Source organism: Flagellimonas sp. MMG031 (assembly GCF_040112705.1).
Classification (GTDB): Bacteria; Bacteroidota; Bacteroidia; order Flavobacteriales; family Flavobacteriaceae; genus Flagellimonas.
This window is the reverse complement of record NZ_CP157804.1, coordinates 3,472,917-3,499,609: the sequence shown is the minus strand read 5'-3', so window position 1 is coordinate 3,499,609 and position 26,693 is coordinate 3,472,917. Positions and strand designations below refer to the sequence as shown.

General features: G+C 43.2%; 22 protein-coding genes and 1 tRNA gene. 10 read left to right on the top strand and 13 right to left on the bottom strand.

Features of this window, described 5'->3' with window-relative positions; all coding sequences use genetic code 11:
- Window positions 1-96 precede the first annotated feature (96 nt).
- From ABNE31_RS15895 to ABNE31_RS15875, 5 genes are read left to right on the top strand one after another with little or no spacing between them, the layout of a single operon-like run.
- On the top strand, window positions 97-2,889 hold the full coding sequence (locus tag ABNE31_RS15895; protein WP_349351835.1) for a TonB-dependent receptor: 2,793 nt from the start codon (window positions 97-99) through the stop codon (window positions 2,887-2,889).
- On the top strand, window positions 2,889-4,220 hold the full coding sequence (locus tag ABNE31_RS15890) for a DUF4249 domain-containing protein (protein ID WP_349351834.1): 1,332 nt from the start codon (window positions 2,889-2,891) through the stop codon (window positions 4,218-4,220). Before ABNE31_RS15895 ends, ABNE31_RS15890 begins: the two co-directional genes overlap by 1 nt.
- Complete coding sequence (locus ABNE31_RS15885; RefSeq protein WP_349351833.1) at window positions 4,217-5,575, top strand: DUF4249 domain-containing protein; 1,359 nt, start codon at window positions 4,217-4,219, stop codon at window positions 5,573-5,575. The genes ABNE31_RS15890 and ABNE31_RS15885 overlap by 4 nt, the downstream gene beginning before the upstream one ends.
- Before the next feature lie 10 nt (window positions 5,576-5,585).
- On the top strand, window positions 5,586-7,355 hold the full coding sequence (locus tag ABNE31_RS15880) for an Ig-like domain-containing protein (protein ID WP_349351832.1): 1,770 nt from the start codon (window positions 5,586-5,588) through the stop codon (window positions 7,353-7,355).
- A 21-nt stretch (window positions 7,356-7,376) separates the two neighbouring features.
- A complete protein-coding gene (locus tag ABNE31_RS15875) occupies window positions 7,377-7,817 on the top strand; it encodes a DsrE family protein (RefSeq protein ID WP_349351831.1) in 441 nt (146 codons plus the stop codon).
- A gap of 257 nt (window positions 7,818-8,074) precedes the next feature.
- Here the strand turns inward: ABNE31_RS15875 and ABNE31_RS15870 are convergent, their stop codons facing one another.
- From ABNE31_RS15870 to ABNE31_RS15830, 9 genes are all read right to left on the bottom strand, one after another.
- Entirely contained in the window at window positions 8,075-9,325 is a 1,251-nt protein-coding gene (locus ABNE31_RS15870; protein WP_349351830.1) for a hypothetical protein, read from the bottom strand.
- Between the two features lie 4 nt (window positions 9,326-9,329).
- A complete protein-coding gene (locus ABNE31_RS15865; protein ID WP_349351829.1) occupies window positions 9,330-10,466 on the bottom strand; it encodes a serine hydrolase domain-containing protein in 1,137 nt (378 codons plus the stop codon).
- Between the two features lie 27 nt (window positions 10,467-10,493).
- Window positions 10,494-11,138 (bottom strand): hypothetical protein, encoded by a 645-nt coding sequence (locus ABNE31_RS15860; RefSeq protein ID WP_293284386.1) that lies wholly within the window; start codon window positions 11,136-11,138, stop codon window positions 10,494-10,496.
- Between the two features lie 250 nt (window positions 11,139-11,388).
- The gene (locus ABNE31_RS15855; protein WP_349351828.1) at window positions 11,389-12,006 is read right to left on the bottom strand and encodes a CatB-related O-acetyltransferase; all 618 of its coding nucleotides are present in this window, start codon (window positions 12,004-12,006) and stop codon (window positions 11,389-11,391) included.
- Window positions 12,006-12,386, bottom strand: a complete 381-nt coding sequence (locus tag ABNE31_RS15850) for a hypothetical protein (protein ID WP_349351827.1) — start codon at window positions 12,384-12,386, stop codon at window positions 12,006-12,008. Before ABNE31_RS15850 ends, ABNE31_RS15855 begins: the two co-directional genes overlap by 1 nt.
- Window positions 12,387-12,398: 12 nt before the next feature.
- The gene (locus ABNE31_RS15845) at window positions 12,399-13,265 is read right to left on the bottom strand and encodes an SDR family oxidoreductase (protein ID WP_349351826.1); all 867 of its coding nucleotides are present in this window, start codon (window positions 13,263-13,265) and stop codon (window positions 12,399-12,401) included.
- A gap of 23 nt (window positions 13,266-13,288) precedes the next feature.
- On the bottom strand, window positions 13,289-14,392 hold the full coding sequence (locus tag ABNE31_RS15840) for a serine hydrolase domain-containing protein (RefSeq protein ID WP_349351825.1): 1,104 nt from the start codon (window positions 14,390-14,392) through the stop codon (window positions 13,289-13,291).
- Between the two features lie 96 nt (window positions 14,393-14,488).
- Window positions 14,489-16,264, bottom strand: coding sequence for a helix-turn-helix domain-containing protein (locus ABNE31_RS15835; protein WP_349351824.1), 1,776 nt, complete (start codon window positions 16,262-16,264; stop codon window positions 14,489-14,491).
- Window positions 16,265-16,937: 673 nt separating this feature from the next.
- A tRNA-Arg gene (locus ABNE31_RS15830) sits at window positions 16,938-17,011 on the bottom strand.
- Between the two features lie 62 nt (window positions 17,012-17,073).
- Between ABNE31_RS15830 and ABNE31_RS15825 the strand changes: the two genes are divergently transcribed.
- Window positions 17,074-17,586: an adenine phosphoribosyltransferase gene (locus ABNE31_RS15825; RefSeq protein ID WP_179384283.1), complete on the top strand. Its 513-nt coding sequence runs from the start codon at window positions 17,074-17,076 to the stop codon at window positions 17,584-17,586.
- Here ABNE31_RS15825 and ABNE31_RS15820 read toward each other — a convergent pair.
- The 3 genes from ABNE31_RS15820 to ABNE31_RS15810 all read right to left on the bottom strand — a co-directional run bounded on the left by ABNE31_RS15820 (window position 17,577) and on the right by ABNE31_RS15810 (window position 20,376).
- Complete coding sequence (locus tag ABNE31_RS15820; RefSeq protein ID WP_349351823.1) at window positions 17,577-17,726, bottom strand: SsrA-binding protein; 150 nt, start codon at window positions 17,724-17,726, stop codon at window positions 17,577-17,579. The genes ABNE31_RS15825 and ABNE31_RS15820 overlap by 10 nt on opposite strands.
- A 518-nt stretch (window positions 17,727-18,244) precedes the next feature.
- Window positions 18,245-20,002 carry a M56 family metallopeptidase gene (locus ABNE31_RS15815; protein WP_349351822.1) on the bottom strand — a complete coding sequence of 586 codons (1,758 nt, stop codon included), beginning with the start codon at window positions 20,000-20,002 and terminating at the stop codon, window positions 18,245-18,247.
- Between the two features lie 14 nt (window positions 20,003-20,016).
- The gene (locus tag ABNE31_RS15810) at window positions 20,017-20,376 is read right to left on the bottom strand and encodes a BlaI/MecI/CopY family transcriptional regulator (protein ID WP_349351821.1); all 360 of its coding nucleotides are present in this window, start codon (window positions 20,374-20,376) and stop codon (window positions 20,017-20,019) included.
- A 151-nt stretch (window positions 20,377-20,527) separates the two neighbouring features.
- Here ABNE31_RS15810 and ABNE31_RS15805 point away from each other — a divergent pair, with 151 nt between their 5' ends.
- On the top strand, window positions 20,528-21,466 hold the full coding sequence (locus ABNE31_RS15805) for a calcium/sodium antiporter (RefSeq protein ID WP_349351820.1): 939 nt from the start codon (window positions 20,528-20,530) through the stop codon (window positions 21,464-21,466).
- 63 nt (window positions 21,467-21,529) lie between these two features.
- On the opposite strand, the gene ABNE31_RS15800 is transcribed toward ABNE31_RS15805, so the two are convergent.
- The gene (locus tag ABNE31_RS15800; protein ID WP_179384278.1) at window positions 21,530-22,540 is read right to left on the bottom strand and encodes a glutamine synthetase beta-grasp domain-containing protein; all 1,011 of its coding nucleotides are present in this window, start codon (window positions 22,538-22,540) and stop codon (window positions 21,530-21,532) included.
- Between the two features lie 211 nt (window positions 22,541-22,751).
- On the opposite strand from ABNE31_RS15800, the gene ABNE31_RS15795 reads away from it, so the two are divergent.
- The 3 genes from ABNE31_RS15795 to ABNE31_RS15785 all read left to right on the top strand — a co-directional run bounded on the left by ABNE31_RS15795 (window position 22,752) and on the right by ABNE31_RS15785 (window position 26,686).
- Window positions 22,752-24,938 (top strand): glutamine synthetase III, encoded by a 2,187-nt coding sequence (locus ABNE31_RS15795; RefSeq protein WP_179384277.1) that lies wholly within the window; start codon window positions 22,752-22,754, stop codon window positions 24,936-24,938.
- A gap of 80 nt (window positions 24,939-25,018) precedes the next feature.
- The gene (locus tag ABNE31_RS15790; protein ID WP_349351819.1) at window positions 25,019-26,197 is read left to right on the top strand and encodes an AIR synthase related protein; all 1,179 of its coding nucleotides are present in this window, start codon (window positions 25,019-25,021) and stop codon (window positions 26,195-26,197) included.
- A gap of 48 nt (window positions 26,198-26,245) precedes the next feature.
- Window positions 26,246-26,686 carry a Rieske 2Fe-2S domain-containing protein gene (locus ABNE31_RS15785; RefSeq protein WP_349351818.1) on the top strand — a complete coding sequence of 147 codons (441 nt, stop codon included), beginning with the start codon at window positions 26,246-26,248 and terminating at the stop codon, window positions 26,684-26,686.
- Window positions 26,687-26,693: the final 7 nt, after the last annotated feature.

The window sequence follows — 26,693 nt, the reverse complement described above, 5'->3', positions numbered from 1 at the left end:
ATTCAATTTTTTAAAGAAATCCTCGATTTTTTCTAAACTAAATTAAACAACTTATTGATTTATTTTTAAATTCATCAAAGCTAATTCGATAATTCTTTGGGACTTCGTATCAAATTGTACTCTTTTTTTAAAAAGGGAAGTTGGTTTGCCATTTTCTTGATGGCACAATTGATGTTTTCCCAAAACACGGAGATCAGTGTTTCGCAGGAAACCCAAAACCCTCAGGAGTTCTTCCAAGAATTACAGGAAAAATCAGGATATACCTTTTTCTATCTCCAAGATTGGATCGATGGGTTGGAACTGCCGGAAAATATACCCAACGCTTCCCTATCCGAGATTTTGGACACCCTTTTATCCGATACCTCATTGAACTATTACATCTTGGAAGAAGAAAAACGGGTGTTCCTGTTGCAAAATACCATCATTTATGATGAACTGCCCATTAGTTTCTATCAACAGAGCGATACCATTTTACAGTCCCAGACCGCCGAGACCCGGGGCAACCTTCCGCCCCCGACCTTTTTTCAGGATGAAGTTGTACAACGGCAACAACAATTGCCCGTTGCCCGTGTGGGACGTGCTGACGAACAGGACCTGAGGTCGAGCTACAGCTTATCGGGCCGTGTGCTCAATGCGGAAAATGGTGCGCCCATTCCGGACCTTGCCATAAGGAGCGGCGGACGTGTGGCCGTGACCGATGAACGTGGGGCCTATGAACTGGAACTTCCCGCAGGATACAATTTGGTCTCTACCAGTGCCATGGGAATCCAGGATTCGGAGCGCGAGGTGATCATGTACAACGATGGCACCTTGGATTTTGTGCTACAGGAAAGTTTGGAACAGTTGGAAGAGGTGGTGGTAGAGGCCGATGCGGTGAGCAACGTGGAGGATGCCATTTCGGGCAGCGAGGAAATCAACTCCGAAGAAGCCAAGGACATTCCTTTGGTGCTCGGGGAAAGAAACATTCTGGAAGTGGCCAAGGCACTTCCCGGCATATCATCGGCCGGCGAGGGGGCCACGGGCCTGAACGTAAGAGGGGGCAAGACCGATCAGAACCTGGTGCTGCTGGACGATGCGGTGCTGTACAATCCCACCCATTTTTTTGGCATTTTCCAGGCACTCAATCCGTTCACCACCGAAAAGGTGAACATCTACAAGGGCGCCGCGCCCATGGAGTTCGGGGGAAGGCTTTCCTCCGTGCTGGACATCGAGACCAAGAACGGGAACACCGAAAAAATATCAGGGGAGGGCTCCATTGGGCCCGTGACCGGAAACCTGGCCCTGGAAATCCCATTAAAAAAGGACGTCTCTTCCCTCGTGATAGGAGGCAGGGGCGTGTATGCCGATTGGATATTGAGGTCCTTGGACGAAGAGTCCCTGAGTAACAGCGAAGCTTCGTTCTTTGACGGTATCGTTAAATACCACCATAAGTTTAACGAGAACAGCGAGATCAGGGGGACAGCCTACTACAGCCGGGACAATTTCAGCATCACTTCCGATTCCCTGTACAATTATAGTAACCGATTGGGCTCGCTCCGCTGGGCGCACAAGCTCAACCAGAACACCACCGGGGTGCTGACGGGAAGCTTTAGCAGCTATAATTTTGGGATCGACTACGAAGGCGAAGGGAACGGCAACTTTGAGCTGGACTATACCATCAACGAATCCGAGCTCAAGTACAAACTGAACACCCGATTGAACAATGCCCATACCTTGGATTACGGCCTTTCAGCAAAATTTTATTCCTCACTGCCGGGCGATGTAAGGCCAACAGGGGAGAATTCCAATATCGCCCCTGTTTCCATAGACAGAGAGCAGGCCTTGGAGGGCGCACTCTTTATTGGGGACGAGTTCCGGGCATCGGAAAGGTTGCTGTTCAACGTCGGGGTACGCTATGCCTTTTACGCCGCACTGGGCGAAGGAACGCAAAACACCTATCAGGATGGCGCCCCAAGAAACCGGTCGACCGTACAGGACACCATATCCTATGGCTCCGGAGAATTTATCGAAACCTATGGCGGCCCAGAGGCACGGTTTTCCGCACGGTATTTGATCACCGACGATTTTTCGGTGAAGACGAGTTTCAACAATTCCTATCAGTTTATACACACGCTCTCCAACAATACCACGGTTTCGCCCATCGATACCTGGAAACTATCGGACCTGAACATAGCGCCCCAAAGGGGATATCAGGCCACCTTGGGATTCTTCAAGAACTTCAACGACAATATGTACGAACTCAGCTTGGAGGGATACTACAAGCGTATGGAGGATGTGCTGGACTTTAAAACGGGAGCCGACCTTTTGCTGAACGAGAATGTGGAGACCGAGGTGCTCCAAGGCCAGGGGAAAGCCTACGGTGTAGAATTCCTGTTGCGGAAGAACCGAGGTGATTTCAATGGGTGGCTCAGCTATACCTACTCCCGTTCCAAATATCGGTTCGATGGCAGTACCCCGGAGGAGCGCATCAATGATGGGGAGTTTTTCCCGTCCAATTTTGACAAGCCCCACGACCTGAGCGTCATCGCCAACTATAAGTTTACCCGGAGGTACAGCGTTTCGATGAACTTTGCCTATCAGACCGGGCGTCCGGTGACCTTTCCGGTGGGAACCTTTAGGTTCAACAATGCGGACTTTGTGGCTTTCAGCGATCGGAATGCCTTCAGGATACCCGATTACTACCGTTTGGACCTGGGCATCAATATAGAGGGCAACCATAAAAAGAACAAGCTGGCCCACAGTTTCATCACCATACAGGTATACAACGTTTTGGGCCGGAACAATCCGTATTCGGTATTCTTTGTGACCGAAAACGGGGAGGTAAAGGCCCTGCAAAGCTCCATTTTTGCAATGCCCATTCCCTCCATAACCTATAATTTCAAGTTTTGATGAATCGCGCTAAGATCATATATCGAATCATGTTGAGCTGGGTTCCTTTGCTGCTTTTGGGTGCCTGTGTGGACGAATTGGAGATCGAGTCCTTGGGCAATGATGAGGAGGCACCTCCTCTGGTTATAGAGGCTGTTCTTACCGATGAGGTCATCAACCAAAAAGTATTTCTGAGCAGGAGCAGCCAACGCTTGGATTTGGAGACGGATACGATTTACAACCCGAATGTTCCTCTTGGCAGGGGCCCCAGAGATTCTGTGGATGCGGAAAGCGGGGCCACGGTACGCCTTTTCGGCGATGATGGAACGGAATATGATTTTTTTGAGAGTGAAGCGGGCCTGTACCAGTCCGACCAAGCTTTTGCGCTGCAATTGGGGACCAATTATACCTTAGAAATTATAACCCGAAATGGAAACGAGTATGCATCGGACCCTATTACGGTTCCAGGGAGGTCAGAATTGACCAATCTATATGCGGAAAGGGCCACCAATGACAACGGGGAAGAGGGCATTGCCATTTATGTGGACAGTGAACCCCGAGAAGGCGATACCCAGTTTTACAGGTACGCTTATGAGGAAACCTATAAAATCGTATCACCACTTTGGTCGGCTAACGAGTTCAGGTTGACGGATTATGACCCGTGTGCATTGCCGAGTCCCACTTATAATCTGTCCGTCGTACCCAAAGAAGTGGAAAATAGGGTGTGCTACAATACCGTTGCGTCCAATACCATTATACAGTTGAGTACTGCTGGCAATCCAGGAGGTGATATATCCAAACATATGGTCCGTTTTATCGGGAAGGATAATTTCATTATTTCGGAACGTTACAGTATTCTGGTGCAGCAGCAGGTACAATCTGCCGATGCCTTTTCCTTATACTCCAATCTGAACAATTTTTCACAATCGGAAAATATATTTTCCCAGGTACAGCCCGGGGCCATTTATGCCAATGTGTTCCGAAAGGACGGGACCACCGAGAATGTCTTGGGCTATGTAAGTGCCGTTGGGGTATCGAACCAGCGGTTGTTCTTTAATTTTGAAGATTTTTTCCCAAACGATGAGCTTCCGGAATTTCCGTTCAATTGTGTTTATCAATCCCCACCGGAGTCACATCCTTCCTATTGTAGCCAAAATCCAGGGCCCAATCCATGTCCGCTTTCCATTATAGAAAGAGTGGATTTGGGAACCATTAGTTATTTTTCAACCTATGATCAAGCCTTAGTGCCCCTAGCGTCCTGTCCCAGCGATTATGTAGTGGTGCCAAGGATATGCGGTGACTGCACACTGTTGGGCAGTAATGTTGAACCCGATTTTTGGATTGAAGGATGAACAATAAGGCTCACATATTTGCTGTTGCTTTAAGTTCTTTGGTGGTTGCTTGCGTGGAACCTTTTGATGTAGCTTCTGAAATTCGTTCCGATACGAGTTTATTTGGTGCATTAGTGGTGGAAGCCAACATTACTGACATAGAAGGAACACAACGGATTTTCTTGAGCCGGATGCAACGAGTGATAAGCGATAGTACGGTTAATGTGGAAGAAGAACGACTTTTTAACGTAAACGCGCCAATTATAATACCGCGCGGTCTTGGTCCTGAATTTGAAAGTAATGCTACCGTTGAAATTCGTGCAGGCAATGGTGCGGTTTACGGCTTTGAAGAAACCGAAGACGGCACCTACGAATCCTTGGTGTCGTTCGCGGCAATGCCCAATGTTTCCTACCAATTGTTCGTGTCCACTTCTAACGGGGAAGAATACGTGTCCGATGCTGTGGTACTTCCTAGGACATCTACAATAGAAAACTTGTATGCCGAGCGAATGGTCAGCGACTCTGGACTCGAAGGCGTCGGTATTTTTGTGGATTCTAATTTCCCTTCCGATAGCGACAAGCTGTTCCGCTTTGCCTACGAAGAAACCTATAAGATTATAGCGCCTTATTGGACACCATTCGAATTTGAGATTATTAGGGATGAAACGGAGTTTATTTTTGATGATGACGGTAATGTACAAGAGATTTTATATCCTGACGTGCGATTGGTGCCCCGTGCTCGGGAAGAGCAAGTGTGTTACAGGACCGATCTCTCGGCTGGAGAGGTTTTGCTGAACGCCAATAGGTTCAATGGAAATAGAGCGGAAAGGACCATGGTCCGCTTTATTGGTGTTGACAATCCAATCATATCCCATCGATATAGTATTCTTGTCAAACAAAGGGGAGTTTCCAGACAAGCTTTTGATTTTTATGAGAGGTTAGTTGCATTTTCACAAAGTGAATCCCTTTTTAGTCAGGTACAGCCAGGTAGTTTGGAAGGAAATGTGTATAGTGCCAATGGTGATACAGAGGTTATTGGTTTTTTTGAAGTTAGCACAGCGGTAAGTCAACGGCTATATTTCAACTTTGAAGATTTGTTTCCAGATGAACCACTTCCCCCGTATTTCGGTGATATCAATTGTGAAAATTCGGTTGCCCCAATTCTTGGTAACCCTGAAAGGGACGGACCACCACCACCATTTGGAGGTTGTGCGAGACCATTGATTGAAGGTGTTCAACTTGGTCTGGTAGAGTATTATGAAGCAAATAGCAACCCTCCAGGTGAATGCGAAGGTCCATATTTGGTGGTTCCAACCATATGCGGGGATTGCAATGTGGTGGGATCCAATGTAAAACCCGATTTCTGGGTGGATTAAAAAGCAGTTTATGAAAACACAATGGATACTTTTTTGGGTTATCGCATCCTTGGCCTTTCAAGTCAAGGCACAATATGTAATAGGCAGTGTGGAAGAATTAAAGAATCTCAAAAGTCTGCCGCAGGAAAAGGTCTATCTGCACCATACGGGCCCCATCGTGTTTACGGGAGAGTATGTACATTATGCCTTTTATTGTTTTAATGCGCAGAACAACCGGGCCAGTGATATCAGCTTTACAGGCTACGTGGCCTTGGTCAACCAGCAGGGGGAATACGTGCTGGAACAAAAGGTGCGGTTGCAGAATGGCCTGTCCCACGGCGACTTTTTTGTCAACACCGACGTTCCTTCGGGAAACTATAAACTGTTAGGGTATACCCAATGGATGAAGAACAACGGATTGGAACAGGTCTTCAAGGATGATCTGGTCATCATCAACCCCTACCAACAGGACCAGTCACAACTGATGTCCACTTCCTTGGAAGAGGAAAGGGGGGTTATTGAAACAACACGACCTGTGGATTCCTCCATGGTGCAGATAAAACTGTCAGAAAAAAGGGTGGGCACCCGAACAAAGGTCAGTTTACAGTTGGTGAACTACAAGGCCAAGCTGGGTCATGGAACGTATACCTTAAAGATCCAAAAAAAGGACGAAATCAAAACAAAACCTGCCGAAAACGCCATTTCCTATGCCCGTTCCTATTTTGATGTGAAGGGCGAGCTGGACAAGAAGGTGGGTGACAGCCTTTTTCTGCCCGAGCAGCGCGGGGAACTCTTGTTCGGCAAGGTGACCGACCCACAGGGGAACCCATTGCCCGATACCAAAATAGTGGTTTCCGTGCCGGGTGAGGGTTTCTTGCTCAAATTCGCCACCACCGATGCACAGGGGAACTTTTACACCTATCTGAGAAAGGACTATAAGCAAGATAGGGCCATTATCCAGCCCACCGATCATACGCAGGATGTTCGGGTATCCTTCGGTACCTTGCCGAATCTGGATGCTTCGGGACTTGTATTTGGTGATTTTCGCTTACCATCCAGTGCTATTGAAGCGATAAAAAAGCGCAGTATTTACAATCAACTGGAAAACCAGTTCTTTTCTGCAAAACCGGATTCCGTTCTTTTGGGAGACCCTGTAGACCCTTTTGATGGGGGAATACCCAATACCATTTATTTGGACGATTACACGCGTTTCCCCACCTTTCAGGAAACCTTGGTGGAAGTCTTTAATTTAGCAGGCTACAGGAACAGTAGTAGTGGCAGTGATTATATCCGGATTGCACAGGATTTTGAGAAGTATACCGAGGAGGCCAATAGTTACCCGGCCATTGTGCTGATCGATGGGGTATATATTCCCGACCATGAAAAGATAAAGAACTTTGATGCCCGTAAAATTGAATCCATCAGTACCGTTCCCGATCAGTTTGTGATGGCGGGCAAGGATTACCAAGGGATTATGTCGGTCAAGACCATCGCGGGCAATTATTTTGAAGAGTACACCCCAGAATATGGGATCAATGTGCCCATAAAAAAGGCCCGGCCGCAAAAAAATTATTTTGAACAACGCTACGGCGTCGAAGGAAGCGACCAAAATCATATCCCCGACTACAGACGGATTCTCTTATGGGAGCCGCAGGTAGAGCTTACTGATGCAGATGTACAGTTTGAGTTCTACACTTCGGACCTTTCTGGGGAATTTGACGTAGTTTTGGATGGATTCACCAGCTACGGAAAGCCGATTTCGGTGTATGAGACCATTCTGGTGCAAGATGACAGCCAATAACCTAAATTCATATATCATCCGATGAAGTACTTACGCCATTGTTCATTTTTCCTTTTGATGTTGGTTTTTTCCACGAATCAAGTGTCCGGTCAGCAACAATTGAGTGCCGAGGTGGTATCCGACCTTCAAAAAACAACCCAATATGCTTTTGTTTTAAGCGAAGAGCGACATTTTAGGGGTGTTTTGTCTATGTACGATACATTGAAAGCAAACGGTGTGACCATTACCGAATATGAAATTGTTGTAAAGGGCAAGGTCGTCTTGCAGCTGAAGAAAGGTTCTGAACTGGAGTCCTTGTATCAAAAGTATAAGGATAAGGTGCGGGTAAGCGTATGTAGCGTCGCTATGTCGAAATTGGGTGTTAGCGCGGACGAACTTATTCCGGGCCTGATTCCCGTGGAAACAGCTTCCATTCGAATGTTACAGTTGCAGGCAAGAGGGTATAATACGCTGACCTATTAGCAGATGGGACTGAACCTATATTCGTGACCGCGGCAGGATGGTTCCACGTCCTTAGCGTCAATATACCTGGATATATTCTTGAGAATTTGATGATGTGATTCTTTATAAATCAATGACTTCCATATTCGGATTCATTGAATTTAAAGAAATAATCTTTATTACAAAATGCAAATGACCTGATGTTTGAAGAAAAAAGCAGTTGACCAAGATCGGTTGTATGATGGTTTCACTTGGTGCAAATACCGTTTGCCATGCCGTTACAACCGTTCAATCAATTGTTTTAAAACCGTATCGGTTCCCTCCAAGAAATGTTGCTCTTGTTGATTGATAATTATATCTGGTTGTAGAGCGGTGTTTTCTTGATTTGATAAACGAAAAAGCCTTTTCGAATAGGTGATGGTCAATTTGGAGCCAGGAAGCATAAAACTGTCCATGTCTTGGTATCCATTTGGATTGGAACCTGTAGGCTGGCCCACAATTTTTGCATTCAATAATTGTTTGAACAGAGCCGCATTGCTCGTTCCTGCAGAAAAAGTTCGGTTACTTGTCAATACAAACACCCCGTTTTCCCAGTCTATGGAATCCGCGAGGTTCAGGGCATAGGCCAAAACCACCCCGACATACAGGTCGCCGCCACCATTGTGGCGCATATCTATCACCACTTGTTTTATCTGGTTCGCCGAAATATAGCCCACCAGTTCTTCCCCAAAGCCTTGCATTTCCTCAAAGGTTGGATAGCTTTCAAAATTGATATAGACCGCCTTGGTGCCTTCAATGGGCACGTACCATAAATAGGGAAATTTGGCGTTTTTTGGTTTTGTGATTTCTGGCACTCCACCGCTTACATGAACAAAATCCGTTGTTTTGTTGTAAACCGCTTCATCTAAAGCTTCCAAGGTTAATTTTACTTCCTTATTATTTGGGTCTACAAATGTGAAGACTGCCTTTTGCTGGTTTTGGATAATGCCAAGTGCGAAGAGCAACTCACTGATATTCATATAACTTCCTGTTCTTATGACTTGTGAGTATTCGTTTTCCACAAATTGTGCTGTCTTGGCGACTTTGCTCGCAATCTTTTCTATGGGAACACCATCAATCCCTGCCAAGGTAAACTTCAATAGGTCCTCATGCGCTTTACTGGCTTTGACCACCCTCCAATGATTGTCAATATATTCCGCTTCGAAAGGAAATCGATGTAAGGGGACATTCCTTGAGGATACAGCCGTATGGCCATCATTTATACGACGTGTTAAACGCATCAATCTTACCGTGATATCGAAATCATTCAAGACTGCTACACTATCATATATACGGTTCCAATCCTTTGCGAATTCTTCTTCCGTAATCGAATGGTACAGGTTAATATGTCTTTCTTCCAACGAAGACTTATATATTGAAAGGTCCTTTTTCCAGTCAATATCTACCTTTGATTGGGCAAATAATGTATTGGACAGCGATGCCAGGACATACATAAAAAAATAGATCAGTACTTTTTGGGCGACATTCATCTGATTAGTGTTGATCGATCAATGAAAGAATCTCATATACCCAGTTCAATGTGCTTTTGGAAGCTTCCAATTGATTTAAAGTACCTGCAATATACGTATCCAATTGTGAACAGTACCATAAAAAGGATGCTGTACTGCCGGTGTGCCCGATAACCTCTAGGTGTGTATCCGTATCAAAAAGATTATTAAAAGATACTTTTCGTATCCCAAAACCATATTCCATTCCTTTGGTTTCATGCGTCCAATGTTGCATTGTCAAACGGGTTTCTTTTTTTACGATTTTATCTTCTTGGAAGGCTACTAGAAATTGCACAAGATCTTGTGTTGTGGATACCAAACCACCACCGCCCCAGTCGGCACTCAGACTTTGGATGGACGATAACGCAATATCACCAGCATAAAACTTGGCCATTGGTAATTGCTTTTTTATTGGGGTCGATTTTAAATTGATATAGGACGCATCCATACCCAAAGGTTCAAAAATGTACTGTTGAAAGAACTGATCTAAAGTGGTGCCGCTCACATTTTCAATGATCAAGGCCAAAAGCACATACTCCGTATCGGTATAGTGGTACCCTTGACCCGGTACAAAATGGGGCTCCATTTTCTCTTTGCTAAAGGCAATCATTTCTTGAGGGGACCAAGATTTGTCCGTATCCACCAGTAGCTGATTGATTATATTTGGACTACCATCAACGGTGGTACCCGTAAAATAGTCTGGCAAGCCTGAAGTGTGCTGTAATAAATGGGAAATGGTAATGTCCTTGGAATATTCTTCGCCTTCTAGCACATGCAGGTTCTTCATCAATTGCTCTGGAAGGTGCTGGTATATCTGGTCCTCAAAATTTAATTTCCCGTTATCCTTTAGGATGCCTATGGCAGTGGCCGTAAACATCTTGGTGATACTGGCTGTATAAATGGGATTTTCCATCGTTGGAGCATCTTCCGTACAATCATCGCTATCGGCAAATTGAATATTGATACCTTTAGATTTGGAGTACACCTGCAAGAAAGCATTTTTGACTTCCGTTTTTTCCATTTGGTCATCAAACAATCGTTTGATGACCGTATCCAAATGTTGTTGTCCATAGCCGTTTACTGCGATAAAAATAACAGTTAGAAAGTGTAAACAATCTCTCATGATATGGTTTTATAACGTAGGGTGATTTTAAAATTTAATGCCCACATATAGGTTGGGTTCAAAAAGGAAATAGTTTTTCCATTTGTTGTCCAACCGTTTGAATTCATCAGGGGTATTGGTGTCGATCATCCAATTTTGACAATGAATTTGTGGTTCAACAAAGATTCGTTTCTTTTTCCCAAAGGCAAAGTGATATCCAAGATGATAGGAGGTATAGAGCTTAAATCCATTTGCTATTTTTTTGTTGTCCAAGTCCAAATACGTTTTGTATTGTGGCAAGACCTCCACGGAGGCAAACAATCCTTTCCAAAGCATACGTTGGTAAGATACGCCAATTCCTGTTTCCCTAAGATAACCGGGATAGAACTCCGTTTCAGAATCTATTTTGTCCAAAAGGCCATCCCACCATTGGATACCCATGGGTTGAAATAGTCTCCAGGTTGCAAATTTCACACCTATTATATTCTTGGAATCCAATTCTTGCTTTACATGGAGCTCAATGTGCTGTGTATTCGTCCGTTCGCCTCCTTCACCAATATTGGCCAAAATAATGGCGGGGAAACTGATCCGATACTTGAATTTTGAGCCATTGTTTGTCAATGAATCATTGTTGTCCTGTGCGAAAGAGGCAAGGGTACAAAGTGTTAATCCGATGATTGCTAGTTTTTTCATTTTTGATAGTTGTTTGATTGTTCGTTTTTTGATGTATGAATAACTTAATTTGATGATGCAAAGAAATGTGGAAAGGAAAGGCTGGTCGTACTGAATTATGATTTGAAACCTTTTTGTTCTTTAGGCTAGGGGAGCGCCTTATTTCTTTTTGATCTCACAGAGCCAATGAATGGGAAATAAAAAAGGCTCAACATTTTAACGTTAAGCCTTTTCCGGAGTAGTAAGCTATTTTTCCAACCGATTTTTATCCCTAAAACAACTCTTCTGGATTGGAGGTCAGCTTAGCTACATTCTGGGTGATTTTTTCCAAGTCCCAATCCCACCATTTCATTTCCAATAATCTTGCAATGCTATCCTCGGAAAAACGCTTTTTTATTTCTTTCGCTGGATTTCCACCAACTATGGTATAGGGTTCCACATTCTTGGTCACCACCGCCTTGGTGGCAATGATGGCCCCATGACCTATCTGAACCCCTGGCATTATGGTTGCGTCATGACCTATCCATACGTCATTCCCGATGACCGTGTCACCTTTGGTCGGGTAGCTTTTCCCTTTCATGGCATCTTGCCAGGCCCCTCCAAAAATGGCAAACGGATATGCTGATGTTGCTTCTGTTAAATGGTTTCCACCGTTCATTATGAAAGTGGCGCCCGATGCAATCATGCAGAACTTGCCGATAATCAACTTGTCCCCAATAAAATCAAAATGGTACTTCACGTTTTTCTCAAAGTTGGAAACATCATCAAAATCATCATAATAAGTATAGTCCCCTACAATAATGTTGGGATTGTTGACCAGGTTTTTTAGAAAGCAAAGGTTTTTGTAATTGGACAACGGAAAAACGGTATTTGGATCTGGAATGTTCATTAGGATTTGATTTGTTGTGATGATTTAAATAGTGTAATAGCAAAAAACAAGGTGATTATCGCCTGAGACTTCTCTATCATGGTTTCTGCTAGAAGGTTGCCAAGGGTATTCAAGGCAAAAAAGACCGCAAATACCATGAATATCCTTTTTATCGCCATAGCTGTAAAAATAGGTTTTATAATCTTGATTTTCATAGCTAGGACCATCCCTAGAAATAGCATTGTAACCAATGCAATTCCTTCCAATAGGTAAAGTTTTTCGATGGAATCGATTTTACCGCCCCATACAATATCATGAGGTACTATTTGCAGAAGAATGGATAAATGCATAACGCAGTAACCCAATACAATAATTAACATCCCTTTTTCCCAAGTTCTCATGGTCGTTCTTAGTTAAGTTTGCAGTTTTTTAGCTTCTATTATGTAATACTCTTTTAAGCGATTTTCCCCATAAGTTGGTGTGATATGGTCCTTTGCCATTAAAGTTAAAAAGAACTCGATGGGGCCATAGGTTTTGACGCTGGTGAATGTTCTGAATACCCATAGGGTCAGTTTTCGGGACCAATCAGGTAAATGAACAATTCTTATAGGTTTGTTCAAAGCGGTGAATGCAAGTTTTCCAATTTCGTTGAGACTCAGCACATCAGGGCCTCCAAGGGTCATTTCTTTATTATAATCAGTTAAAGTATCAACAATGGCTCTGGCTAGATCTTCACCATGAATAGGGTTGAATCTTTGATGGCCGGAACCGAACACATACACACGACCCGATTTGGCCATTTGTAAAAAGTCCTTCATATCCGAGAAAAAACCATTGGGCCTAACAATCGTGTAGTTTATTCCGGAGGAACGTAAAGCATCAACAAACTTCTCTTTGGCCTCAAAGATCTTCAAATTTCTGTATGTGTCGCCATCGACCGCAGAAACATAAACAAAGTGATTGACCCCAGCTTTTTTGGCTTCTTCAAGTAGATTCATATTCGCCTGATAATCCACATCCATATAAGTGAGTCCATCTTTCTGTCGAGTTATGCCAACCGTGGATATAACGGTATCGATTCCTTTACATATGTCCCGCAAGCTTTTCGGATTTGTCACCTCGGCCTGTTTGATTTCTAAATAGTTTTCATTGAAGGCTTTTATTTTTTCCGGATTGCGCGCAATGGCAACGACCTGATTTTCTTTTTCGATCAAAACCTCCAACAAATATCTGCCCAAATAACCCGTTGCACCCGCAAGTAATACATTGGTATGTTTCATAGCCAATTCGTTTTTAAGTTATTTCAATTAAACTCGTTGGCTAACAAGTGTTGGATAATGGTATTGCGTTGTTCTCCTGTATCATCTTGCTGATTGCTCAAGAGTACAATGGTTGCATCGTATGCCGGTATAAAACCGATCATACTCCAATAGCCGTTAATATCACCACCATGCCAGTACATTGTTGTGTTTCCCGCTTGGGTCGTAAACCATCCCATACCAAAATCTACATAGCCACTCGGTACATCTTGGGCAAATATTTCTGCTTTTTCAGCTTCGGTAAACCAATCTTTTTTTACTGCTTTGGTCCAGGTTTCCATATCCTTTGGTGTACTGCTAAAATCACCGGCGCCAAATGCAAGGGCCATTGGATATGTGCTGTTGTGACTTCCATTTAGATACCCTTGTGCGTGGGTGTTGGTATCAATTTCATCGGTGCCTTTGTATGAATTTGCAATGCCTAACGGATTAAAAATATGCTGCTGGATGTATTGATGGTACGAAATGCCGGACAATTGCTCCACCAAAAGAGCGGCAATAAGATAGTTGGAATTGCAATAGTGCTTATTTGAGCCTGGTGTAAAGCTGAGTCCGTTTACTAAAATGAGTTCCTTAATGAGAGCATAGATATTCATTCGATCCAAAACCAAACCTTCTTCAAAAGCTTGTTCCGCCACTAATTGGTACTCAGGAATCCCGGATTGGTGCGATAATAGGTGCCCAATGGTAATCTGGTCCCCGTTTGGAAATTCAGGGTCAAACTCGTCCAAGGTCTGGTCAAAACCAGTAATAAGACCATCCCGCTTTAATCCCACTATGGCCGCTGCGGTCAATGTCTTGCTGACCGAACCGATGCGATAGGCGAGCTCTTGGTTTTGTGGTAGGTCCGTACTTTGATTTGCCAAGCCAAAACCTTGGCGCACCAAGTCATTTCCGTTTTTCGTAACAATGGCATACCCTTGAAAATCGCCTTCGGTCAATAAGTTTTTAACGCTTTTGTAGTCTGTAGAAGGTAAACTTGTATCATCATCATTGGAACAGGACGATACTAGCATAGCTATGGTAAGCAATAGCAGTAATGGGAGTTTTGAGATTGAATTGTAACGTTGTTTGATTGATGCGTTCATGACTGTTCGTTTTTTGATTATTGATTTTGGTGCAAAGATTAACCGGATTGATTAGTCAATCGTTCTAAATTATAATCTGAAACGAACTAAGGGAGTTTAGGATAGATTGGATTTCATCCAAGTTCTGGGTGTTGCTCCTTCTGTTTTTTTAAAGTAGGTGTTGAACACGCTCTTGGAATTAAAACCACTATCATAGGCCAACCCAAGAATGGTAAGGTGCGCATTTTTAGGATTCAGCGCTATGGTTTTAAAATGCTTTAAGCGGTAGGAATTCACAAAGTCATTAAAATTGGTATCAAAGGCTTTGTTGATCAGAAAGGACATTTTATTGGTGTTTAATCCCAAGACCTCCGCCACAAATTTTAAACTCAAATTTTGGTTTAAATAGGGCTCTTCTTCGATAAAATAGGAAAGGAGTTCTTCTTTTAAGGAGGCTATTTGACCATTATCCAAAACCGCTGAAGTTGATTTCTCTCCTTCATCCTTTTCGAGTTTAATATCCGAAAGGCATAAACTGGAATGATGTAGGTCTTTAAAAGCCCTTATTCTTTGCAATGGTTGCAAAAATGGCTCTTGCCTATAATTAATGACCTGGCCGCGTCTTTGGTCTATCAATTCCCTTAAGCGTTGGAAGGCCTGTTCTTTGAGGTCTGAACTGCTTAAAATAAACAGATCATATGGAACCAGCATCGTTTGGTCGTTTCCAAGTCGTGCCCATTGTTCAATCATCTCATGGGGAACTTCCGTGTGCTTTTCATTTATGATTTTAAACAAAAGCTTTTTTTCTTCGACTAATGATGTATTTCGGGTAAATTCGAGGAATTCGGCTCCTTTATTGAGCCATATGAGACAAAAGCATTTTAAATGATGCGCTAATTCTAGTTCGGGATTCAGGGTAAGCGCGTAATTGACCACTTCCAATGCCTTCTCAAATTCATTTTGGTAATAGTGTATATGGGCCAAGGTATAATGGTTGTTTGCCGAAAGGGGGTCTACTTCCAATAGCTTGTTTGCGTGTACCAGTGCTTGGTCAAAAAAACCAAGTGCCATAAACAGTTCTGCCATGGCTTCCAAACCATCGATATGATTCGGATTGATTTCCAGTACCTTATTGATATGGACATAGGCATTTTTAAAATCCCATTCTTCCCAAAAGAATTTGCCAACAAATGACAATGGATATTCAGGTAACGAGGCATCCAGTTCCTTGGCTATCAATAAATTGCTTATCGCCAGGTCTATCCCTTTTTGATATGGAATATAACCCCACATGGCCAGTAGGCCATAGCATTGTAGGTTTGCATAGTACGCCTTGGCGTAATTTTTATCCAAAGCAATGGCTTGGTCGTAATAAGATATCGCTTCGTTGATACTTTGAGGTGTCCATTTTAATTGTAGGGAACGGCCTTTTAAAAACAGTTGGTAGGCATCAATGCTGTTGGTAGGTTCTTGGATCAACCGCTCCTGAATTTCAAAATGCCCAAAGTTGTTGCGGACTTCTTCAGCAATGCCCAGACTGATTTCATCTTCTAGTTCGAAAATGTCGATCAATTCCCTATCGAACCTTTTCGACCAATAATGCGTTCCGTCCGCTACATCAATTAATTGTGCCGTGATTCTGACTCTTTCTTGGGACTTTTTAATACTTCCTTCAAGAATCGTATGCACGCCCAGTTGTTTGCCAACTTCCCTAACATCGATGTTTTTTCCCTTAAAGGCAAAGGAAGAAGTTCTTGCAATAACTTTAAGCTGGTCGATTTTTGTCAGTGCATTTATAATTTCCTCTGTGATTCCATCGCAGAAGTACTCATTGTCAATATCATTGCTCATATTGACAAAAGGCAGGACTGCTATGGACTGTGTAGTGCTCATTAATTTGGACCGCCGAGATGATTAAAGCGGTCTCGAATTGTCGCCAACCTTCAGGTTATATAATCTGCCAACTTTGGCAGATGGGCAAGTTAAACATTGTTTTTAATTTTCACATTAATTATTGGCTATCTACAATTTTTTTAAGTGGTATTACCGCAAAATGTTATACATGTATTAAAATGGGCATTTTTAAATATTGATGGCCCAAATCGGTTTGTTTGTGCTTGATTTCCGCGTAGACCTAACGGATAAATAGTGATCTTATAAAGTTGTTAGTCAGTATAAATTCTCAATTTTTTGGAGCACAGATTTAAGTTGAAGTAAAGGAATAGGATGAAGAGTCTAATTTTAGTTACAATGAGATAAAAGAAAGTATTAAGTCCAATTTCCCATATTTTGGAGGGTACCCCTATGATTTGCAACTTTCGTTGTTTTGGCATTGCTGCCCAGTGACCGCGGCAGGATTTGCTTCGCCTTTCCTAACAAAGCTCCGCTTTGAAAATAGTCCAAACAAAAAAACGCTCAAGCAAGCTTGGCGTTTTTCCTTATTTGACTATTTATTCGTGACCGCGGCAGGATTGTTCCACGTCCTTAGCGCTACGCGCTGAAAATCAAAAACCCTCAAAATCAAAAAAGCAAGCTTTATGATTTTGCTTGCTTTTCGATTTATTCGTGACCGCGGCAGGATTCAAACCTGCAACCTTCTGAGCCGTAATCAGATGCGCTATTCAGTTGCGCCACGCGGCCTTATTTAAGGGCTGCAAATATATTTCTTTTTAACTTTACCTCAAAACCCTAGCGAACAAAAAATGGATTTTGCACCCTACATTCGTGATATCAAGGATTTTCCCAAGCCCGGGGTCGTTTTTAAGGATATCACTCCGCTTTTGAAAAATGCCACAGCACTGCAAAAAGCGGCCGACGCCCTAGTCGGTTTTACCAACCATATGAAAATTGATAAAGTGGTGGGTGTGGATAGCCGCGGATTCATATTTGCGCCCATGATGGCCGAAAAATTGGGTGCGGGCTTTGTTACGGTTCGTAAATCAGGCAAATTGCCCTATACCACCATCTCCGAGACCTATGAATTGGAGTATGGGACAGGCACCCTCGAAATCCACTCCGATGCCATTGAGGTAGGGGATAAGGTGCTGGTACACGACGATGTTCTGGCTACGGGAGGCACGGCCCAGGCCGTTTGCCGATTGGTAGAAAAACTGGGAGGAGAGGTCGTCCAATGCAATTTTTTAATTGAACTTACCTTTTTGAACGGATTTGAAAAAATAAAGGATTATCAAAAAGCAGCCCTGCTTCAGTATTGATCGAGTGCCCTGGTGGTGATATAGTATCTCCAACCAATAATGGCCATCTGTAATTTGGATGCTTTGACCAAGTCCAACCCCCTTTTACTATAAGAGGGCAACAGTGCCTTGTTCAGTTTTGCCAAAATCTTGTAAAACATATTGTTGTGTTGCTCTGTACAAATATACACAAAGCCTATTACAAGCAATGGAGGTCAATAGCAATGTGGCAACCCTAACGGTTAAATGAAGATAACCGTTAAGAGTTGCACAAGAAGTGTGATGAATACTTTTACAATTGCTATCATTTTTTGATTGATTTTTAAGGTTGAAAAAACTACTATTTTTCTGTTATGTCCCCGAATATATAATGATAAATGTCATGCTTCCAAGCATTTGGCCTAAAAACAATGTATTTGCATACGAGATTGTATTTTTAAAAACGCATTGCTCCTTCATGTGAAACATGTTTCCTTGAAAAAAGTTATATTTTGTAATCATAAATATTATTTTGATATGAAAAATGTTAGAATTGTAGGGGCTTTTTTGGGGTGAAATTAAAAAACTAGGGAGCTTTCGTTTAAAAAAGGGCTGTTTTTTCGGTTTTCGTTTTGGGGCAAAAAAAGAACCGCCTCGAAAGACGGTTCCACTGACTACTCAAAAACCATTGGTTTTTTGATCAATTGCCTTTTTTGGTAGTTACCTCGATAACGCCATTTTTGGCCTTTTTTCCATACTTCTCCACCGCGGTGTCCCCTTTAAGCACACTAATGCTCTCAATCTCGTCCGGGGACATATTTTTAAAGTCTTTTGATTCCGACTTTTTACCGTCGATATAATAGAGAGGTTTTCTTTTTCCATCATCTTTGATGTAAAAGAAACGGGAGTCTTCATCGCCAATGATAACCTCATTTTCTTCATCGCTCACAGAATCTTTAATGACCACCACATTTTTGTCTCTTTTTACATGGATCTTTTTTTCATCATCCGTTCGGATCATCACCACATTCTTGTGTTTCTCTTCTCCCACTTTTTTGATGGTCACATAGTTGACGTCCTTATCTTCCTTGTCCTTTGTTACAAAAATGGAAGCAACGTTATCTAAATCGATTTCCTCCATTTCTTCTTCCGTCAATCGCTTTCCATTAATGATGACCTCTTTCTCTGCATCACCTTCTTTTATGATGATTTCCGTATCATCATCGGTAGTCCAAGAGCCTTTGCCTTTAATTTTATGTATTTTGACGTTTTGGCCCTTGCCTGCATTCCAAAAGGAAACCGCATTGTTCGTATCGTCGTACAACACGGTGATGGGACCAATGGGACCGTCCGAATTGCTGTTGTAATTACCGCTGAACGATTTACCATCTGAACTCTTGCCACTCAGTTGTAGCGAAATTTCAATGATTTCCCTATCATCATTCCGAACCGTGGTGTAGCTGAAGTCGATATCATCTTCGGCCAAATCTTTCTTCATTTGGTCCAATTCGGCATCCGTGGTGTTTTTATTTATGCTAAGCTCCACGGTTTTGTCATCAATGGGGGATTCTTCCACCATTACATCCTCTATACTGTCGGATTCCTTATAAATATAAGTTTCCTTGATACTGAAACTTGCCAAGAACAGTCCCAACAGGGGTAGCATCACCAGAATTTTAAGGGCATTGATTTTTTTGGATTGATTTTGATTTAACATGACTATTCGTTTTTTGATTAATGAATTATAAAATGAATTGGTTAAGGCATATTTTGGTGTATTAACTGCCTGTTTAAGCATCAGGTATTGGTAGGATTTTTTGTCCGCAGCCCGTGCTATGGCAAAATGGTCCGCCAAGTATTCGAGGTTTTCCTTTACCGCACTTTTGTATAGCCATAAGACCGGGTTGAACCAAAACACGATTTTCAGCAGTTCCAAGAATAGGATGTCCAAGGTGTGCCATTGCCGGGCATGCGCCTTTTCATGTTCGAGGACTGAAAGCAATTCGTTGGGTTCAAAAAGTCGAGGATTATAAAAAATGTAGTTGAAAAAGGAAAACGGGGTAATCTTCTTTTCCGTGACCAGGTGCAAAAATGGGGTTTCCTTTCTCCACTCTGCTTTTTCGGCCAAATTTTTCAATGAAATCAATCTAAGTATGAACCGTATCAATAAAAAAGCGCTCACGGCTATGTAGATGGTAACGAGTCCATTTTGAAGCGTAAAAAATCCATTTTCCTGAAGAGTTGTTGACATCTCTCCACTGGCCGCACTTGCCTGAATCAGCGCAGGTTTCGCAATGACCACGGTCTTTTTTATCTTGATTAACGGGAACACAAGGGCCAGAATCAGACCAGATAAGAGAAACAATCTGTTTTCGGTAAAAAGGGTGTCCCTTTTTAAGAAGATATGGTATACCGCCAAAAAACCTCCGGATATAAGGACAGACTGTAAAATATACATATATAGTGGTTCCATTATTTCTTCCTTTCTATGAGTTCGATAATTTCCTTGAGTTCAGAAATGGATATTTTTTCTTCCTGTGCAAAATGTGAGACCAAACTTTTAAAGGAATCATTATAATAATCGGCAATGGCAGCATTCACAAATTTTTTGCGGTACTGTTCCTTGCTGATCACGGGGAAATAGCGATGGGTGTTGCCAAAGGCTTCATGGTCCACATATCCTTTTTCCTGGAGATTCCGAACTATGGTGGATAAAGTGTTGTAGTGCGGCTTTTCCCCTTCGATTTTTTCCAGGATTTCCTTTACAAAAGCCTTTTCGAGCTCCCAGAGGATTTTCATGACTTCCTCTTCTTTATTGGTCAATTTTTGCATGATCTAATCTTTAACTGCACCAAACATAATACTAATAAAATAGTTAAACAACTATTTTTATAGTTTGTTAACTATTTTTGTAGTTTTATTTATAAACTTGCTGTACTGCATCAATTTCCCAACGCTTATATTTGTTCTAAAATTTAGGCTTTTGAGAAATCTGTTGTTTATACTTTTGGGTCTGGCCCTTTTGATTGCGGGAGGAAATTGGCTGTTGAAGTCAGCGGTGGCATTATCGCTTAAGTTGAATATTCCTAAAATTGTGATAGGGATGACGGTGGTTTCTTTCGCAACCTCGGCACCAGAACTTATTGTAAGTATAAAGTCCGCATTGGATGGCTTTCCCGATATTGCCTTGGGCAATGTGGTGGGTTCCAACATTGCCAATTTGGGACTGGTGTTGGCCGTTACGGTAATCTTGCGCAATATTGAGGTGCGCAAAAGTTTTTATACCACCGACTGGCCGGTGATGATGGTGGCCTCCTTGCTCTTTTTTGGTTTTATTTATTTTGATGGGCAATTGGGACAAACCGAGGGCATAGTGCTGGTGTCCTCATTATTTGTGTTTTTAGTGTATCTGCTTCGTTTTCAAAAAACAGCCGTGGTGGATGATGCGCCCGAGGACGATGTACCTCTGCCCCTCTACAAAACAGTCTTGTTCTTGGGACTGGGCGGTGCTGCCCTTTGGGGCGGTTCCGAATTACTTATCGATGGAGCTGTTGGACTGGCTTCGTCCTTTGGAGTGAGTGACCGGGTAATCGGGATAACCGTTGTATCGGTAGGGACCAGTATACCAGAGTTGGCGGCATCCGTAATTGCGGTTATCAAAAAGGAGAAGGCCATTTCTGTTGGCAACTTGATCGGTTCCAATATCTTTAATCTGTTGGCGGTGTTGGGAATCACTTCTATCATCACGCCTATAACCGTGGTGGACCAAGGATTGTTGTCCAACGACATATTTTGGATGTTGGGCATATCCTTCCTTATTTTGCCCTTGGTGTTCTTCCCCAAAGGATTACGATTGGGGTGGAGGGACGGTCTGGTCCTTGCGGCCTTTTATACCGCATTTGTATACTTTACCATAACATAAAAACCGCCCCAAAAAAGTTCGGGACGGTTTTCACCTATAATCAACAACTAATCTATTATCCGTTTATACGTTGGCGGATTTTACTGTTTTCACAATAACGGCCGCTACTTTGTATGGGTCAGCGTTGGAAGCTGGTCTTCGGTCTTCCAACCATCCTTTCCATCCTTTCTCTACGGTCAAAATTGGAATTCGGATAGAAGCACCTCTATCGGAAACTCCATAGCTAAAATCGCTAATGGAGGCAGTCTCGTGCTTACCGGTCAATCGCTCATCGTTGTACTCACCATAAACGGCAATGTGCTCTGCGGTTACCGGACGGAAAGCCTCACATACCTTTTCGTATACTTCTTTCGACCCACAAGTTCTCAACAAGGTGTTCGAGAAGTTGGCGTGCATACCGGAACCGTTCCAGTCACCTTTGATGGGTTTTGGATGGTACTCAATATAGTAACCATAGCTCTCGGTCAATCGCTGTAGCAAGTATCGTGCTACCCAAATCTCATCACCGGCTTTCTTGGCACCTTTGGCGAACAATTGGAATTCCCACTGTCCAGCAGCAACCTCTTGATTGATTCCTTCAAACTGAAGGCCTGCATCCAAACATAGGTCGGCATGCTCTTCAACAAGGTCTCTGCCCCAAGTGTTTCTACCACCAACAGAGCAATAATATAGACCTTGTGGTCCAGGATAACCACCTACAGGGAAGCCAAGCGGCAGTTGGGTGGCCGTATCCATAATAAAGTACTCCTGCTCAAATCCAAACCAGAAATCATCATTGTCATCATCAATAGTGGCTCTGGAATTGCTCACGTGCGGAGTTCCATCGGGGTTCAATACCTCGGTCATCACCAAGTAGCCATTTCTTCGAGCTGGGTCGGGATAAATGGCAACAGGTTTCAATAGGCAGTCAGAGGAACCACCTTCAGCTTGTTTAGTAGAAGAACCGTCGAAGGACCACATCGGGCAGTCTTCCAATTTACCGCTAAAATCTTCCTCAATTCTAGTCTTACTTCTAATATTGGCTGTTGGTTCATACCCATCCAACCATAGATACTCTAATTTAGATTTGCTCATAATGCTGGTAGTTAATTGTTCTCAATTTTATGATGCACAAAAATAGTTTTTTCATTTAATTATCAATATTTTAAAGGGTTAAAATCACAAAATTGCGTTTAATATTTATTTTACCCCTGTCAAAAGGAGGGTGGAATGAAAAAAAAGTAATTTTTGAAGCATATATTATTAAATTCTTAATTGTAGATTTGAATTTTAAAAATTATGGAATATGCCGAAAACAAGATTTGATGCCTTGGCCGAAAGCCGAAATAGGACACATGCTGATATAAACGAAACTGGTAAAAGATCCGAGCTGTTTGGGAAAAATGTCTTCAATGAAGAAAAAATGCTCCAGTTCCTTACCGCCGAAGCATTTGAAAAGGTAAAATCTGCGATTTTTCAGGGAACCAAAATAGACCGAAAAATTGCCGACCAAGTGGCCGAGGGGATGAAAGCTTGGGCACTTTCCATGGGAGCTACCCATTATACACATTGGTTTCAACCGTTGACCGGTGCCACTGCGGAAAAGCACGATGCTTTTTTCGATATCCTGCCCAATGGCAAGGCCATGGAAAAGTTTGGCGGGGCACAACTCGTACAGCAAGAACCCGATGCATCCAGCTTTCCGAGCGGAGGAATCCGTAATACCTTCGAGGCCCGGGGCTATACCGCTTGGGACCCTACCTCTCCGGCATTTATTTATAAGACAACACTCTGTATCCCAACCATATTCGTTGCCTATACTGGTGAAGCCTTGGACAACAAGGCGCCTCTTTTGCGGGCCCTACAGGCGGTGGACCAAGCCGCGACCGGAGTGGCACAGTATTTTGACAAAAACGTACGGAAGGTTTATGCCACATTAGGTTGGGAGCAAGAATACTTTTTGATAGATAAGGCATTGGTCAATTCCCGAATGGACCTCTCTGTGACGGGACGGACATTGGTGGGCAGTTTTTCGGCCAAAGGCCAACAATTGGACGATCACTATTTTGGTGTGATCCCAGCAAGGGTCTTGGGCTTTATGAGCGAACTGGAAAAAGAATGTACCAAATTGGGCATTCCAGTGAAGACACGCCATAACGAGGTGGCGCCCAATCAGTTTGAGCTTGCTCCAGTTTTTGAAGAGGCCAATCTTTCCGTAGACCATAATTTATTGTTGATGGACGTGATGGAGGAGATTGCCGATAAATACAACTTCTCGGTGCTGTTCCACGAAAAGCCCTTTGCGGGAATCAATGGTTCGGGAAAACATAACAACTGGTCTTTGGCTACCGATACAGGCGTCAACCTGTTGAGTCCGGGGAGTACACCCATGAAAAATCTTCAGTTTTTGACCTTCTTTGTGAATACGATCAAAGCTGTGGACACTTATGAGGAATTATTGAGGGCATCCATAGCCTCTGCCAGCAACGACCATCGATTGGGAGCCAACGAGGCACCCCCTCCCATCATTTCCATATTTATAGGAAAGCAGTTGAGCGATGTGCTGGATGAACTCGAAGGGGTTTCCAAAGGAAAATTATCACCCCAAGAAAAAACGGAGCTCAAATTGAACGTGGTTGGAAAGATTCCCGAAATATTGCTCGACAATACGGATAGGAACAGAACCTCGCCTTTTGCGTTTACGGGAAATAAGTTTGAAATGAGAGGGGTAGGGGCCAAGACGAATTGTGCAAAGCCCATGACCATGCTCAATACCATTGTTGCCAAACAGTTGACCGACTTTAAAAAGGAGGTCGATGCGCTTATCGACAAGAAAAACCTGAAAAAGGACGAGGCGGTTTTCAATGTGCTTCGGGAATATATCAAAACCTCCAAGCGTATTCGTTTTGAAGGGGATGGCTATGGAATGGAATGGCAGGAAGAGGCAAGAAGACGCAAGCTGAGCATCAACAAAAACACCCCAGAGGCACTACAAGTCATCACGGCAAAGGAGAGTCTGGAGCTTTTCAAGCAAATGGACGTAATGAACGAAGTGGAGCTCAAGGCCCACAAAGAGGTCGAGCTGGGAGCCTATATTTTTCATATTCAAATTGAAGGGCGTGTGTTGGGCGAAATGGTATACAACCATATTATTCCAGCAGCAGTAAAGTACCAAAATATCCTTTTGGAAAACATTCACGGGTTGAAAGAAGTATATGGCGCGGCCCACAAGAAAATGGGAGAAGTCCAGCTGAACATTTTGGAGCAGATCGCGGAGCATATCGTTGAAATCAAAAAGCTGACGGATGAAATGGCTGATGCCCGTAAGCGCGCCAATGGCATGTCAGCCGTGGAGAAAAAGGCCCAGGCCTATTGCAACAACGTAAAACCCTATTTTGATAAAATCCGGGAACACTCCGATACCTTGGAGAAATTGGTTGCCGATGAATTTTGGCCCTTTACCAAATATCGCGAGATGCTGTTCTCCAAATAGGACGAGCCTTAAAAATGTAAAAGACGGAAAGCATATCAATAGTTTGATGGCTTTCCGTTATTTTTGCCCAAACCTTTCATATGTCATCCGATACCAGTAAGAGATATGCACAACGAGGTGTTTCCGCCTCCAAGGAAGATGTGCACAACGCTATCAAAAATATCGACAAAGGCCTTTTTCCCAAAGCTTTCTGTAAAATTGTACCCGATTACCTTACGGGTAGCGAGGACCATTGTTTGGTAATGCATGCCGATGGTGCTGGTACCAAGTCCTCTTTGGCCTATATGTATTGGAAGGAAACGGGGGATATTTCCGTGTGGAAGGGAATTGCCCAAGATGCCTTAATCATGAACGTGGACGATCTGATCTGTGTGGGTGCAACAGATAATATTATGTTGTCCTCCACCATTGGGCGAAACAAAAACTTGATTCCCGGAGAGGTGATTTCCGCTATCATCAATGGCACCGAAGAATTGATTGCCGATTTGGAGAAACACGGTATCACCATTCGGTCTACAGGAGGTGAAACGGCCGATGTGGGCGATTTGGTGCGAACCATAATCGTGGATTCCACGGTAACGGCCCGGATGGAACGCAAAAATGTTATCGACAATGCCAATATCAAAGCAGGTGATGTGATCGTAGGCTTGGCTTCCTTCGGAAAGGCGAGCTATGAAACCGAGTATAATGGCGGCATGGGGAGCAATGGACTTACCTCGGCGCGCCATGATGTGTTCTCCAAATATTTGGCCAAAAAATACCCAGAAAGTTTTGATGCCTCCGTTCCAGAGGAATTGGTGTATTCGGGGAATGCAAAATTGTCCGATAAGGTGCCAGGTTCACCCCTTGATGCGGGAAAACTGGTTTTGTCGCCCACCCGGACCTACGCACCCATCATCAAAAAGGTGTTGGAGCGCTATTCATCCAAAGAAATTCACGGTATGGTGCATTGCAGCGGTGGTGCACAGACCAAAATTCTCCACTTTGTGGAGGACCTTCACATCATCAAGGACAATATGTTTCCCATTCCACCATTGTTCAAATTGATACAGGAACAATCCAATACCGATTGGAAAGAAATGTACCAGGTGTTCAATTGCGGACATCGTATGGAACTGTATGTGGATGAGAGTGTTGCGGAGGAGATTATCGCCATTTCGCAGAGTTTTGATGTGGATGCCCAAATTATTGGTCGAGTGGAACCCTCCGATACCAAAAAATTGGCCATCCAGAGTACCTACGGCAAGTTTACCTATTAGCATACGATTTTTCTCGAAATAGCGTTTTACATTATAAACCTCTACGCTATGGAAAGAAAGGAATTCCTACGAAGTTTGGGCGCAGGTGCTGCCTTTGCCCTCACATTTCCCTGTTTGCACGGTTGCTCCAAGGATGAAGTGAATGGAAATTTGGTGGAAGAACCCACTGGAGTCGACTTTACCATCGACCTGACTTCGAACGAAGCAGCAAATCTTTCGCAGAATGGCGGGTTTATCTTAAAAAATTTAGTTGTGGTCGCTAGAAATTTGGAAGGCGAATATGTGGCCGCAAGCCAAGTTTGCAGTCATGAATCCTATGATCAGGTACGTTTTGTGAACCAGAACGGTGGTATATTTTATTGTGATGTCCACGGGTCTCGTTTCGACCAAGACGGCACACCGCTCAACCAGGTAGATGGAAACCCTGCCAGAGCCTTGAAGGTTTTCAATACGGAACTCAACGGTTCCGAATTACGGGTATTTGAGTAGTTTTGCC